Raw genomic sequence first — 14,752 nt, forward strand, 5'->3', positions numbered from 1 at the left:
TTCCGGCACTTAAGCGACCGGGCTGTCAGAGATTACAGATTGATATGATTGAATTACCAGTGATCCCTTCGGAGCGTAGAAAAAGACCCGATTGGTTAAGAGTGAAACTTCCGGCAGGACCTGAATTCAGGAAAGTAAGGCAGCTGGTTGATAATTATAAACTGCATACGATATGTGAGAGCGGGAGCTGCCCGAATATGGGTGAATGCTGGGGTGCGGGTACTGCTACATTTATGATCCTTGGCAATGTTTGCACCAGAAGCTGCAGTTTCTGCGCAGTAGCTACCGGCCGGCCAAATGAATATGACGCGGATGAACCGAGACGCGTGGCTGAGGCGATCAAACTGATGCAGGTGAAACACGCCGTGATTACTTCCGTTAACCGTGATGAATTGAAAGACAGAGGCGCTGAAATATGGTACCAGACTGTACGCCAGGTAAAGGAAAACACTCCCGAGACTACGATTGAAACGCTTATTCCCGATGTGAAAAACAACTGGGATGCGCTGATCCATATGATTGAAGCAGGCCAGGAAGTGGTTTCGCATAACATGGAAACCGTGGAACGTTTATACCGTGCGGTACGTCCTCAGGCAAAATATACCAGAAGCCTTGAACAGATCAAACGGACCAAAGAATTCGGCCAGCGTACCAAATCCGGGATTATGCTGGGACTTGGCGAAACCATTGACGAAGTTCACAAGGCAATGGACGATCTGGTAGAGAATGGTCTTGATATCCTTACATTGGGACAATACCTGCAACCTACCAAAATGCACCATGAGGTGATCGAATGGATCACGCCGGAGATGTTTGAAAACTACAAAGAAGAAGGGCTGAAAAGAGGATTGAAATATGTAGAATCAGGCCCGCTGGTGCGTTCCAGCTATCATGCCGAACGTCACGTGAATGTGCCGATTTAAACATTGATTTTGAAAAGCATAAATTAAAAACCCTGCTTACTTTCTTTAAGCAGGGTTTTTAATTTATAACAAATCGCAGTTCCATTCAAAACCAATAGACTAAGCCTGCTTTTTCCGTCATTTTAATTTGGTTAATGTCTTAAAAAAATTCAATTTTGTTTTTTAATCCATACACTAAGAGCGCAGTTCCGGACGGAATTAACCATTAATATTTTTTTATTTATGCCATACTTATTCACCTCGGAGTCCGTATCTGAAGGACATCCTGACAAGGTAGCCGATCAAATATCAGATGCTTTAATTGACAATTTTTTAGCGTGGGATACCAATAGTAAAGTAGCCTGCGAAACATTGGTAACTACCGGACAGGTGGTTTTGGCCGGAGAAGTAAAGACCAATACTTATCTTGACGTCCAGAAAATCACACGTGAAGTCATTAGAAAAATTGGTTACACGAAGAGTGAATACATGTTTGAAGCCAATTCCTGCGGAATTTTATCGGCCATTCATGATCAGAGCGAAGACATTAATCAGGGCGTAGACAGAGCCGTAGCTACTGAGAGTTTCGAGGAAAAAGCGAACGCACAGGGAGCAGGTGACCAGGGAATGATGTTCGGGTACGCCACCCGCGAAACTGAAAACTACATGCCGCTTGCTTTGGATCTTGCCCACAAGATTCTTCAGGAAATGTCTTTTATCCGCAATAACGAGTCAGCGCTGATCCCTTACCTTCGTCCTGATGCGAAATCGCAGGTAACGATCGAATACAGCGACGAAAACGTTCCATTGCGCATTGATACCATTGTAGTTTCTACGCAGCACGATGACTTCGATTCAGAGGCTTCCATGCTTGCCAAAATAAAAACCGATGTGATCAACATTGTGATCCCTCGCGTTAAAGCAAAACTTACCCCTGCATTGCAGCAGCTTTTCTCCGGCGACATTACTTTCCACATTAACCCTACCGGGAAGTTTGTAATCGGCGGACCTCACGGTGATACCGGGCTTACTGGCCGTAAGATCATCGTCGATACCTATGGCGGAAAAGGTGCCCACGGCGGTGGCGCATTCTCTGGTAAAGATCCTTCCAAAGTTGACCGTTCCGCGGCATATGCAACCCGCCACATTGCGAAAAACATGGTAGCATCAGGCTTGTGCGACGAAGTACTCGTTCAGGTTTCCTACGCGATCGGTGTGGCTGAGCCTTGTGGTTTGTATGTCAATACTTATGGTACATCCAAAGTAGCTGGCAACGATGGCGAAATCGCTTCGAAGATCGGAGAGATTTTTGACCTGCGCCCGTATGCTATCGAGCAGCGCCTGAAATTGCGTAATCCTATTTACTCTGAAACTGCCGCTTACGGTCACATGGGCCGCAAAAATGAGTTCGTCAAGAAATCATTCAAAGGAGCAAACGGAGAAGAAAAAGAAGTTGAGGTTGAATTGTTTACATGGGAAAAACTTGATTTCGTTGATGCAATCAAATCAAAATTCTCTCTGTAAATTTTCTCAGATATGACAAATAAGGCCGGCCAGTTACCGGCCTTATTTTTTTATTTTGCCACGACATTAATTTTATTCGGAAAGTTGCCATTTTTGCAGAATAATAATTTGAATGCCCAACTAATGTTTACCTTTCACTAATAAATTCGGGATATTACCGTTCCTAAGGGGCTGAGTAAAACTTCTATAACGATCCCGCGCATCCCCTCTTCCATATGAAATATCAGAAAATCAAATTTAACAATCTCGAAAAAAGCACCTTTTTCCCAACACTGCGACAGCGGGTCGATCAGCATTTCTCCACGAACAATCTCTGCAAGTCGGGTGGGAAGAAGATCATTTACAAGGCTTTCTTCATGTTGAGTTTGTACCTGATCCCTTATCTGTTGATCCTGTCGGGATACTTTTCAGCCTATGCGATGTTTGCGATGACGATCGTCATGGGATTTGGTGTGGCAGGAGTGGGAATGTCGGTTATGCACGACGCCATTCACGGCTCGCTGGCGACGTCCAACATTCTGAATAAATTTTTCGGGGCCTCTATTTACCTGCTGGGTGGCAATGCTTACAACTGGGAGGTACAGCATAACAGGTTGCACCACACATACACCAACATTCACGAAGTAGATGAAGACATTACAGGCAAATTTCTGCTGCGTTTATCGTTTCAGGAAAAACAAAAGAGCATTCACCGTTTCCAGCATATTTACGCATTCTTTCTATACAGCCTGATGACATTGTCATTTTTATGGAAGGATTTTAAGGAGATCTCCCTGTTTAACGAAATGTCAAAATCGGGGATGACCAAGCCGTTCCCTAAAAAAGAACTCATTAGGTTGATCATTACCAAACTGGCCTATGTGGTCTTTATCTGCGTTATCCCGCTCTATTTCACGTCACTGAGCTTTGGACAATGGCTTATTGGCTTTTTTGCCATGCATTGCACAGCTGGAATGATTCTGAGTACTGTATTTCAAATGGCGCATGTGGTGGAAGGCGTAGATCAGCCTGAGCCAAATAACACAGGCTGTGTAGAAAACGCATGGGCAGTTCACCAGTTGCAAACGACCTCTAACTTTGCCGGTAAAAACCGCTTTTTATCGTGGTATATCGGAGGGTTGGATTATCAGATAGAGCATCATTTGTTTCCTTCCATTTCTCATATCCATTACCACGCTTTGTCCCCTATTGTGCGGCAAACGGCATTGGAATTTGGATTGCATTATAATGCGAAAGCCAATTTTGCAAACGCACTTGGCTCTCACATTCGTATGCTGAAAAGTATGGGCACCAGATAACCCCACACGATCCTTCACACATTCGTTCATTACAAATGTGTTTGTTCTTCCAGTTCACTCTGGCGGGCGACGCGTTCTATCATTTTCATTTTCTCAAAGTTTTTGGGCCTTGAAAAGAATGTATAGATGGCCGGGATTACGTATAATGTAAGTACCAGCGAGAAGAGCAATCCTCCCATAATTACAATCCCCATCGACATCCTGCTCTTACCGGCAGAACCCAGCGCCATCGCAATCGGCAGCGCACCCAGCACCGTAGCAAGGCTGGTCATCAAAATCGGCCTGAAACGCAGGGTAGCGGCTTCCAATGCAGCCTCGCGCACGCTTCTTCCCTGCTCCCGCAGCTGATTGGCAAATTCTACGATCAGAATTCCGTTTTTCGTCACAAGACCAATCAGCATGATCATCCCGATCTGGCTGAAAATATTCAATGTCTGATCAAAATACCACAATGAGAACACCGCACCGCCAATCGCCAGCGGAACTGTAAACATGATGATAAACGGATCGATAAAGCTTTCAAACTGCGCCGCGAGGATAAAATAGATCAGTACCAATGCCAAAAAGAATGAGAACATGGTATTGGAAGAACTTTCAGCATAATCCCTCGATGATCCGCTCAGAGAAGTCTGTATCGATTCGTCTTTAAGCTTATCCCGGATCCTGTCCATAGCTGCTATGCCGTCGCCGATGGTTTTACCCGGTGCCAGTGCAGCCTGCACGGTAGCGCTCATATAACGGTTATAATGGAATAATTGCGGCGGACTGCTTTCCTCTTCGGCCTTCACAATGTTGTCCAGCTGTACCAATCTCCCGGTATTGGTTTTGACAAACATACTTTTCAAATCCAGCGGCTCGTCGCGGTTGACACGGTCATACTGGCCTATCACCTGATACTGCCGCCCATTCATTGTAAAATAGCCAAAACGCTGCCCCGCGAAAGCCAGCTGCATGGTTTGAGCGACATCCTGCACCGATACTCCCAACGACTTCGCCTTCTCCCTATCGATTTTGATCTGGATTTCAGGCTTGCTGAATTTCAGGTTCACATCAGTGATCGCGAATGTGGGATCACTGGACGCTTCCTCCATGAATCTGGGAAGATACTCGCGTAATTTTTCAAAATCCGGCGCCTGAATGACATACTGGATCGGCAAACCGCCTCGCGAATCCACAGATATCGTTTGCTGCTGCACCACGAAAGACTTCGCGTCCGGCATTTGTTTCAGTCTTTGATTGATATAATCCGCAATTTCCTGCTGCGATTCTATACGAAATTTCCTGTCTACCAATGCTATACGGCCGCTTCCTGTATTAGCTGCCCCAAGCCCGGAATTTCCAGGTGAAGTTATTAACATCAGGCCTTTTCTGCCCGGCATCGAGTCCATTAACATATTGCCTACCTGCTGAACATATCTGTCGGTAAATTCAAACGAAGAACCCTCCGGCGCTGTCATGTTGATACGAAACCAGTTGCGGTCGTCCAGGGGCGCCAGTTCCGATTGCAGGCCTTTTCCAAAAAACCAGATCATACCCACTGTTATCAATACAATGGGGACAGCAACCCAGCGCATTTTGAGAAACTGACCTAATGCATTGCCATAATTCTCTGTGATTTTCTCAAAGAAAGGTTCTGTTTTTTCATAAAACCAGCTCTTTTTGTGTGTTTTACGAACCAGGTAAGCATTGAGCATCGGAGTCAATGTCAGCGAAACAAATGCAGAGATCAAAACCGCTGCGGAGATCACGATACCAAATTCCCGGAAGAGCTTTCCGACAAAACCTTCCATAAATATCACCGGAAGAAACACAGACGCCAATGTGATGGAAGTTGATAAAACTGCGAAAATGATCTCGTTAGCCCCTTTGATAGCCGCCTCTATCGGACTCATCCCCTGCTCTATCTTTTTGAAAATATTCTCCGTGACTACAATACCGTCATCCACCACAAGCCCGGTCGCCAGTACGATCGCCAGCAGCGTAAGCACATTGATGGAGAATCCCATGATATACATTACAAAGAAAGTCCCGATCAGCGATACCGGAATGTCGATCAGCGGCCTGAAAGCGATCAGCCAGTCGCGGAAAAACAGGTAGATGATGATCACCACCAGAATAATCGCGATCAAAAGCGTTTCGCCTACCTCTTCAATGGACCTTTCTACAAAAATCGTATTGTCGATCAGCGTGTCCAGCTGGTAATCCTTCGGCAGCTCTCTTTTGATATCCGCCATCCGCTTATTTACTTCCTCGGCGATGTTGAGGTAATTGGCGCCGGGCATCGGGGAGATCGCCAGACCGATCATCGGAACATTATCGAGCCGTAAAATCGTCTCTTCATTCTCCGGCCCAAGCTGGGCATAGCCAATATCCTTTAAATGAATGGTTTGCGTGGCTGAATTCTTAATGATCAGCTCGTTAAAATCCTCTTCGGTACGAAACCGGCCAATGGTTTTTACGGTAAGCTCGGTATTATCCCCGGCGATTTTTCCGCTTGGCAATTCTACATTTTCCCGGTCCAAAGCCACTTTCACATCCTGCGTCGTGATACCCAATGCAGCCATTTTTATCGGGTCCATCCAAACGCGCATTGCATATTTTTTCTGACCAAATATCCGAATCTCACTCACGCCTTCAATGGTCTGCAAGCGCTGCGCGATTACATTTTCGGCATAGTCACTCACTTCGAGGTGAGATCTTGTATCGCTTTTGAATGTCAGTACAATGATCGGTTCCGAGTTGGCATCCGCTTTGGCCACCACCGGCGGGCCATCGATATCAAGCGGTAATGTCCTCGACGCCGACCCTACTTTGTCCCGCACATCATTGGCAGCACGTTCCATATCCACCCCAATGTCGAATTCCACCGTGATCTGGCTTGTTCCCTGGCTGCTGGTAGAGTTAATGGATTTGATCCCTTCGATGCTGTTCAGCTGTTTTTCGAGCGGCTCAGTGATCTGGGATTCAATAATGTCGGCATTGGCACCGGTATAACTGGTCCGGATGGACACGACCGGCGGGTCAATGGATGGAAATTCCCGCATCCCCAGGAATTTATACCCCAAAAAACCGAAAAGAATGATCAGCAGGTTCATGACAATCGCAAGAACCGGTCGCTTGATAGAGAGAGTTGAAATACTCATAATGGAGAATTAATGTGGGTGCTCAATTCACCTTAACAGCGGTGTTAGGCTTAATCGCGATGATACCGGAAGTAATCAGTGAGTCGCCCGGCTGCAATCCTTCAATGACCTGTATTTTCTTGTCCGTTCTGAGGCCGGTCGTTACCATCACCTCCTGCGCTTTTCCGTTTTTAACCAAAAAGACCTTTTTTCCTTTCAAAACAGGGACTATGGCCTCTGTCGGGATCATCATTGCCTTTTTATTAGCGTCCAGATCGGCCAAAACTTTCACAAACATGCCCGGAAAAAATCGTCCTTCGGGATTTTGCGCAACCGCCCTCACCCGTAATGTTCTCAGGTTTTCGTCCACTTTCGGGTCCACCGCCAGGATTCTCGCATTGAAGGTCGAAGGATCGCCGTCGAGGTTAAATTTGACGACATTACCTACCCGGATATTCGGTGTATATTTTTCTGGAACGGTGAAGTCGATCTTAACAGGATTGCTTTGGACAATGGTGACGATGGGCGTACCCGGTGACATATATGCGCCTTCGCTGATGAATTTCAATCCTATCCTTCCGCTAAATGGTGCGCGGATCTCCGTTTTGGCAAGCTGCGCCTCTATCACTTCCCGCTCCGCTTCCAGCACCCTGATGTTATTGGAAGTAACATCGTATTCTTCCAGGTTAATGGCTTCCACATTCAGCAATTTCTTCTGGCGGGCTTCTATTTTCTTACTAAGCTCTTGATTATAAGTTACTTTTTGAAGTTGCGCCCGTAGCTCTCGGTCATTGATCTTGGCGATAAGCTGGCCTTTGGTAATATAAGCGCCTTCCTGAATGTCCAGTTTAATCAGCTTTCCGGAAGTTTCAGCCATCAGGTTTACCTCCTCATTGGGCAAAACAGTACCCGACGCAAAAATCTGGTTCTCAATAGTCTCCCTGCCGACGACGTACACATTGACCGGCACAGCGCCTCCACCAGTATTTGAACCCTTACTAGCCCCGCCTTTTTTCATTTCCGAAGGCTTATCTTTTCCGGGTTTCGAGAAAACAAAAAGTTTGCCCAAAATCAGTAAGATAATAACTCCTCCAACCAACATGATGGTACGCATAGATCAATTAAAAATAAATTTCGTTCAATTAGAATACTAATAAATTATATTTCTGTAAAGTCCTATTTTAAAGATACTTCATATTGTACAAAGCGGCAATTAGATAGTTTTATACTTTTCCTGTAATCCATATTTCTCGTAACCAATGCTTTTTAAATACGGCCTTTGGATAATTGGTTTGTAAAAAATTCTTCCTTTCGCTTACATTTATTTTTCTCTGGAACATTACTTCATCCGGCTACAATGAAAATACATCCAAAGCCGTTCGGCTACTTGCTTACACTCGTTACCTTATTGTTAACTATGCACACGAATGGTCAGAATATCATCAAAAACTACGACGCTCAATGGAAGATCGTCGAAGGTCATCAAACAAAAGGTCTGCCAAAATCTGCCCTGGAAGAGGTAGAAAAGATCTACCAGCTGGCAAAAAAGGAAAAACAGGACGCTCAGGTGATCAAGGCGGCTGTATATATGATCACGCTGCAAGCCGAAAACCAGGAAGATCATGACATTGCAGCTATCCGGGCGTTGGAAAAAGAAGTCGAAGCGAGCGCAGAACCTGCGAAATCTATCCTGACGAGCCTGCTTGCGTCCCAATATCATCAGTATTATCAAAACATTCGCTGGCAGTTGTACAACCGCACTGCTACTTCGGCATATTCCAAAGAAGACGTCAGTACCTGGGGAACGGAGGATTTCCATCAAAAAATAACTGCGTTATATCTCGCCTCCTTGCAACATGATGCGCTATTAAAACAAACGAAACTGGAACATTATGAGGCTATTATCATAAAAGGCAATGCAAGAAAGCTACGCCCTACCTTGTATGATCTGCTTGTTTTCACAGCCCTGCCATATTTTTCGTCCGATGAGCGGAACATTAAGAAACCGGCCTATGCATTTGAAATCAATAACGCGTCGGCATTTGATCCGGCGGCTGATTTTATTCACCGGAAATTTGAGACAAAGGATTCCACGTCCCTCGAATTTTATGCGCTTCAACTTTACCAGCAGATCATTGCTTTTCATATCAATGATCCGCAACCCGACGCGCTGATCGACGCGGACATTGAAAGAATGCTGTTTGTGAAGCAAAAATCTGTTCACCCTGACGCTAATGACCTATACTTGATGGCCATCAATCATCTGGCCGAACAGTACCAGTCTACACCGGCAGCGGCACAGGCCTGGTTTTTAAAAGCGGCTTGGTATAATGATCAAAGTTCGCGTTATGTAGCAGGCGAAGATTCCACGAACCGGTTTGACAGAGTAAAGGCTATCGAAATTTGTAAAAAGATCATTAAAGAAAACCCCGATACACAAGGCGGGATCGGTGCTTACAACCTGTTGACGGGTATGACGGAAAAGAGCCTGACATTCTCTGTCGAAAATGTTAATATTCCTTCAAAACCATTTCGTACGTTGGTAGAGTATCGGAATTTCTACAGGCTATACCTCCGGCTAGTCAAGGCCACGGACGTGATCAATAATCTCCTGGAAAACGACAATAACAATTCTAAATGGAATATAATCACTTCCATGCAGCCGATACGCGCCTGGGAGCAGTCACTGGTTGATACCAAAGACTATCAGGTACATCGGGTTGAAATAAAAATTGACGCGCTGCCGGTCGGTGAATATATATTGATTGCAAGCAATGAGGCTTCGTTTAAGGATAGCAAAGCAGTACTTGGTGCCCGCTCTTTTCATATTTCCAACATCAGCTACGTGCAAAAGCAGGATGATATTTTTGTGCTCAACAGGGATACGGGCCAGCCATTGGAAAAAGCGAATGTGCGGATATGGAAAAGCAGCTATGATTATGGTTTGAGAAAATACATTAAAATTAAAGGCGCATTACTTATTTCGGACCGGAATGGATACTGTAAAAAACCAAAGCGCGACACCAAAACAAATAGCAACGAACTTCTGGAAATAACGCACGGAGAAGATCGGCTGTTTTTGCAGAAAGAGAACAATACTTACTATTATAATGAAGAGCGGGCAGATCAGCGAGATTTGGATGCCATTTACCTTTTCACAGACCGTAGTCTATACCGGCCGGGACAAATGGTTCACTACAAAGGCATTACGCGAGATTCAAATGCTGTTTTGAAAGACAAAACTTATGAAATAGATGTTGTTCTGTATAATGCAAATCGCGAGGAGGTAGGAAAAGCCACGCATAAAGTCAATGAATACGGAAGCTTCTCCGGGACATTTAACCTACCTAAAACTGGCTTGAACGGCTCGTTTTACATTGAAGCCGATGATGTGTACAGGACCGAATTCCATGTCGAAGACTATAAGCGACCCAAATTCTCCGTCGCTCTGGACACGCTGAAAAACAGCTATAAAGTCAATGATACAATCACGGTCAGCGGCGCTGCCACGGCTTATGCTGGAAATGCGATTGACGGTGCCAAAGTTACTTATCGTGTAGTTCGAAACTCCCGTTTCATTTATGCCTGGTCATTCAAACGCTGGTGGCTACCGCCTTCGACCATGGAAATTACGCATGGAGAAGCTGTGACGGATTTGAATGGGAAGTTCAAGCTAACATTTGAAGCGATACCGGACCTGAAAACCGACAAAAAATTGGATCCGATCTTCGACTACACGATTTATGCGGACGTGACGGATTCCAATGGCGAAACGAGAAGTGCAGAATCCACTATTTCAGTGAGCTACAAATCCTTCCTCCTCCAAGCCAGCATTCCAGAAAAAGCCGAAGCAAGTGAACTGAAAACACTTTCTCTAAGGACCGAAAACATGAATGGAGAATTCGTCAAGTCGGATATTACCATTAAAGTCACCAAAATTGAACCCGAAAGCCGTTTGATCAGAGAGCGCTACTGGCACGGGCCGGATTTGTTTGTGATGACCAAAAATGACTACATCACACATTTCCCGAATGACGAATTTGACCAGGAGACCGAAATGGAAAACTGGCGGGAAACGGGACAGCCGAAAACAAAATTGGCCAGCCTTGACAAGTATAAACCTTTTGATATTTCTGACCTCAGCCTGAATGCGGGTTTTTATAAAATTCAGGTTACCGCCAAGAATGAAAGCGGCGAGGAAGTCACAGATACCAAGCACATTGAATTGACCAACCCATCTTCGGCCAAACTGGCTAAACCTGAGTATCTCTGGACCAATGAAAGCAGACCCATTGAACCGGGTAAAAACGCTACATTGACAATTGGCACGACGGCAGACAATGTGTTTGTGATCAACAGTTCCAGCAAGAAATCTGATAAGAAAGAAGGATATCAATTTTTTGGATTACAAAATGAGAAGCGAGTTTTGAATTTTTCTGCAACAGAGGAAGACCGCGGGGGCTACACGGTGAATTACCTTTTTGTCAAGCATAACCGCGTATATCAACATTCGGAAACAATCGCTGTTCCCTGGACTAATAAGGAACTCCTCATTACTTATGAAACTTTCCGTGACAAAACCTTACCGGGAAGCGATGAAAAATGGAGAGTCAGAATCAGCGGGTATAAGAAGGAAAGAGTAGCAGCGGAAATGCTCGCCAGCATGTACGATGCTTCATTGGAGCAGTTTTATGTTCATAACTGGATCAAACCCAATGTCTGGGGAATGTCTCACAGATTACCCGACTGGAATAGAAGTGAGAATTTTGCTTCCTCCAATGCCGAAACACGCTATCTGTACGCGGGCGATTATAAGTCTCATGACAAAAGCTATGACCAACTAATTCGAGTTGAATCGATTAGCAACGTTCAGAAGAAATCAATGGCTGGCGGCGGAAGGAATGTGCGGAACAGAAACATAAACGAAGCTCTTGCTATGAAGGTGGGTGGGATAGCGCGTGATCAGGTAAAAGGCCAGGCCCCAGGCGCTCCACCTATGATTGGAGAAGATAAAGAGGAGTTATTTTCAGTGGTGACCGTAGGTTATGGTTCCCAAACTAAAAAGGAACAACCGGCTCATGGAGAGAATGGAGCAAGTGAAAATGCACCCGCAATCCGCAAAAATTTCAATGAAACTGCATTCTTTTTCCCAGACTTGAAAACAGATGAAAATGGAGATATTTCGTTTTCATTCACCATGCCTGAGGCATTAACCCGCTGGAAATTTCAGGCGCTGGCACATACCAAAGACCTCGCTCTCGGATATAGCAGCAAGGAAATAGTGACCCAGAAAGAGCTGATGGTGCAGCCGAATGCTTCACGTTTTTTGAGGGAAGGCGATCAGCTCAGTTTTCCGGCCAAAGTCGTAAACCTGACCGATCACGCATTAAATGGTATCGTTTCGCTGCAACTAATGGATGCAGAGACGAATCTGAGCATAAATGATTTGTTCAAAAACATAGGAGCCGAAAAGCCTTTTGAAATACAAGCCGGGCAAAGCGCTACGATCATTTTCCCGATTGAAATACCGAAGGACTACACCAAAGCAGTCATTTGGCGGGTAGTAGCCAAATCGGGTAATCTTTCCGATGGAGAGGAGAATATTTTACCAGTACTATCGAACCGAATGCTGGTAACAGAAAGCCTGCCGATCGCAACACGCGGTACCGGCACAAAGAATTTCAAGTTCCAAAAACTGCTCAATTCGGGAAGCTCAAAGACATTGAAAAGCAAATCCCTGACCGTAGAATACACCAGCAATCCCGCCTGGTACGCGATACAGGCATTGCCTTACCTGATGGAGTATCCCTACGAATGCGCCGAACAGACGTGGAACAGGTACTACGCCAATTCGCTCGCTACCTACGTTGTCGGAAGCAGTCCCCGCATTGCCCAGGTTTTCGAGAAATGGCGTACCACGGACACGACTGCGCTGATGAGTAATTTGCAAAAAAACCAGGAGCTAAAATCGGTGTTGCTCGAAGAAACGCCCTGGGTACTCGCTGCAAAAACGGAGGCTGAGCAAAAAAGGAACATTGCCCTGCTTTTTGATCTTGTGAAAATGAGTAGCGAGCTAACCGCAAGTTTGGACAAACTCATTCAAATGCAAAGTTCCAATGGCGGTTTCGTTTGGTTTAAAGGCGGACCAGATGACCTTTATATGACACAATATATTTTAACAGGTATCGGCCATTTGAAAAAAATCAATGCGCTTCGAAAAGATCAGCTGCCAAAAATAAATGCCATTGAAACGGCCGCTATTCCTTATCTGGACAAAAGAATAAAGGAACGTTATGATGAGTTGGTCAAGGCAAAAACTATGCTGGCCAAATACACGCCCGGGCCAAACGAGTTGCAGTACTTGTATATGAGAAGTTTCTTCCCAGGGAAGCCTATTCCGGCCGCGTCTCAAAAAGCTTATCAATTCTTCAAAGAACGAGCAAAACTTACCTGGACTTCCCAATCCAAATATTTACAGGGACTTACCGCATTGGCATTACAAAGAACCAATGATGTGACTACCCCAAAAGCCATTTTGAAATCATTGAAAGAGACCGCGATTCGCAGCGAGGAATTAGGAATGTACTGGAAAAACAACCAACGTGGCTGGTGGTGGCACGAAGCGCCCATTGAGCGCCAGGCTTTGCTGATTGAGGCTTTTCAGGAAATTACTAATGACGTTCAAACAGTCGATGATCTGAAAACCTGGCTTTTGAAAAACAAACAAACCAACAATTGGGAAAGTACAAAAGCAACTGCCGAAGCGTGTTATGCATTATTATCTCAGGGTATCAATTGGCTGGCGGATGAAAGAATTACCACAGTGAAATTGGGCGACACTTCTATTAAACAGGAAGAAAACAGTGTGGAATCGGGCACCGGATATTTCAAAAAATCCATCAATGCTGAAAATGTAGTGGCCACTATGGGAAATATCGAGGTTGAGGTAAGTGGTACTGCTAATGTTTCGAAGCAACCCGGCTGGGGAGCCGTTTACTGGCAGTATTTCGAAGATCTCGACAAAATTTCAATGGCTGAAACTCCATTGAAACTATCGAAACAGCTGTTTCTTGAAAAAAACTCGGATAACGGCCCTGTACTTTCACCAGTCAAAAATGGAGACATTCTTCATGTTGGCGACAAAATCAAGGTGCGGGTAGAGCTGCGCGCGGACAGGGACATGGAGTATGTTCATATGAAAGATATGCGCGCTTCTGGTCTCGAACCCGTGAATGTACTGAGTGGCTTCAAATGGCAAGACGGACTGGGTTACTATGAAAGCACCAGGGACGCGAGCACCAATTTCTTTTTCAGCACATTAAGAAAAGGCACCTATGTGTTTGAATATCCGCTTTTTGTAACTCACGAGGGGGATTTCAGCAATGGCATCACCAGCATTCAATGCATGTACGCGCCAGAATTCACGGCCCACAGTGAAGGTGTAAGGATGAAAGTGGTGAATAAGAAATGATGTTAAGAAAAGCATTAATCGAATAAATAGAAGCAAAATGAGCACACTGAGTCCCTTGGAAGTTTCCACCGATTTTTGGGCAATTATCGACAAGGCAAATCGCGAGCGGGCGAAAATGGCTTTAATTCTTGAATTGATGACCCGCGAAGAAATTATCTCTTTTCATAATCAGTTTTTGAACCTGGCGACAGCAATTTTAGGTCAAGAATACATCCAGTATATGGATCCAGGTACTTCTGAAGACGGTGCGGATGATGTTACGAGATGGATCGTCGGCCAGGGTCGCGACTATTACCTCGATATTTACGAACATCCTCAAAAAACTCCGGCCAGTGTCGAACCACATTCAAAGCAACAAGTGTATTATGAGATCCCAAGAGTGTTTTTCCGTCGATTTGAGGAAGATATTTGGAGCGCTGAGGAAGAATGATGATG

At 45.1% G+C, this 14,752-nt stretch carries 7 protein-coding genes; 5 read left to right on the forward strand and 2 right to left on the reverse strand.

All coding sequences use genetic code 11. From position 1 onward, the window contains the following. Positions 1 to 44 precede the first annotated feature (44 nt). The 3 genes from lipA to ON006_RS21660 all read left to right on the forward strand — a co-directional run bounded on the left by lipA (position 45) and on the right by ON006_RS21660 (position 3,724). Positions 45 to 923 carry a lipoyl synthase gene (gene lipA, locus ON006_RS21650; protein ID WP_244824444.1) on the forward strand — a complete coding sequence of 293 codons (879 nt, stop codon included), beginning with the start codon at positions 45 to 47 and terminating at the stop codon, positions 921 to 923. A gap of 222 nt (positions 924 to 1,145) precedes the next feature. After that, the gene (gene metK, locus ON006_RS21655) at positions 1,146 to 2,426 is read left to right on the forward strand and encodes a methionine adenosyltransferase (RefSeq protein WP_244824445.1); all 1,281 of its coding nucleotides are present in this window, start codon (positions 1,146 to 1,148) and stop codon (positions 2,424 to 2,426) included. Between the two features lie 215 nt (positions 2,427 to 2,641). Continuing rightward, on the forward strand, positions 2,642 to 3,724 hold the full coding sequence (locus ON006_RS21660; RefSeq protein ID WP_244824446.1) for a fatty acid desaturase family protein: 1,083 nt from the start codon (positions 2,642 to 2,644) through the stop codon (positions 3,722 to 3,724). A gap of 29 nt (positions 3,725 to 3,753) precedes the next feature. Here ON006_RS21660 and ON006_RS21665 read toward each other — a convergent pair whose 3' ends face one another. Next, the gene (locus ON006_RS21665; protein WP_244824447.1) at positions 3,754 to 6,867 is read right to left on the reverse strand and encodes an efflux RND transporter permease subunit; all 3,114 of its coding nucleotides are present in this window, start codon (positions 6,865 to 6,867) and stop codon (positions 3,754 to 3,756) included. A 22-nt stretch (positions 6,868 to 6,889) separates the two neighbouring features. Beyond that, on the reverse strand, positions 6,890 to 7,960 hold the full coding sequence (locus tag ON006_RS21670) for an efflux RND transporter periplasmic adaptor subunit (protein WP_244824448.1): 1,071 nt from the start codon (positions 7,958 to 7,960) through the stop codon (positions 6,890 to 6,892). Between the two features lie 243 nt (positions 7,961 to 8,203). Between ON006_RS21670 and ON006_RS21675 the strand changes: the two genes are divergently transcribed. Next, positions 8,204 to 14,317 carry an alpha-2-macroglobulin family protein gene (locus tag ON006_RS21675; protein WP_244824449.1) on the forward strand — a complete coding sequence of 2,038 codons (6,114 nt, stop codon included), beginning with the start codon at positions 8,204 to 8,206 and terminating at the stop codon, positions 14,315 to 14,317. Between the two features lie 37 nt (positions 14,318 to 14,354). Next, on the forward strand, positions 14,355 to 14,747 hold the full coding sequence (locus ON006_RS21680) for a DUF4240 domain-containing protein (protein ID WP_244824450.1): 393 nt from the start codon (positions 14,355 to 14,357) through the stop codon (positions 14,745 to 14,747). The last annotated feature ends 5 nt before the right edge of the window (positions 14,748 to 14,752 follow it).

Source organism: Dyadobacter pollutisoli, from assembly GCF_026625565.1.
Classification (GTDB): domain Bacteria; phylum Bacteroidota; class Bacteroidia; order Cytophagales; family Spirosomataceae; genus Dyadobacter; species Dyadobacter pollutisoli.

What these genes read in the sequence shown, in the direction of transcription:
- ON006_RS21675 (WP_244824449.1), top strand. Translation starts at nt 8,204, where the DNA reads ATGAAAATACATCCAAAGCCGTTCGGCTACTTGCTTACACTCGTTACC.
- ON006_RS21680 (WP_244824450.1), top strand. Translation starts at nt 14,355, where the DNA reads ATGAGCACACTGAGTCCCTTGGAAGTTTCCACCGATTTTTGGGCAATT.
- ON006_RS21665 (WP_244824447.1), bottom strand. Translation starts at nt 6,867, where the DNA reads ATGAGTATTTCAACTCTCTCTATCAAGCGACCGGTTCTTGCGATTGTC.
- metK (WP_244824445.1), top strand. Translation starts at nt 1,146, where the DNA reads ATGCCATACTTATTCACCTCGGAGTCCGTATCTGAAGGACATCCTGAC.
- ON006_RS21670 (WP_244824448.1), bottom strand. Translation starts at nt 7,960, where the DNA reads ATGCGTACCATCATGTTGGTTGGAGGAGTTATTATCTTACTGATTTTG.
- lipA (WP_244824444.1), top strand. Translation starts at nt 45, where the DNA reads ATGATTGAATTACCAGTGATCCCTTCGGAGCGTAGAAAAAGACCCGAT.
- ON006_RS21660 (WP_244824446.1), top strand. Translation starts at nt 2,642, where the DNA reads ATGAAATATCAGAAAATCAAATTTAACAATCTCGAAAAAAGCACCTTT.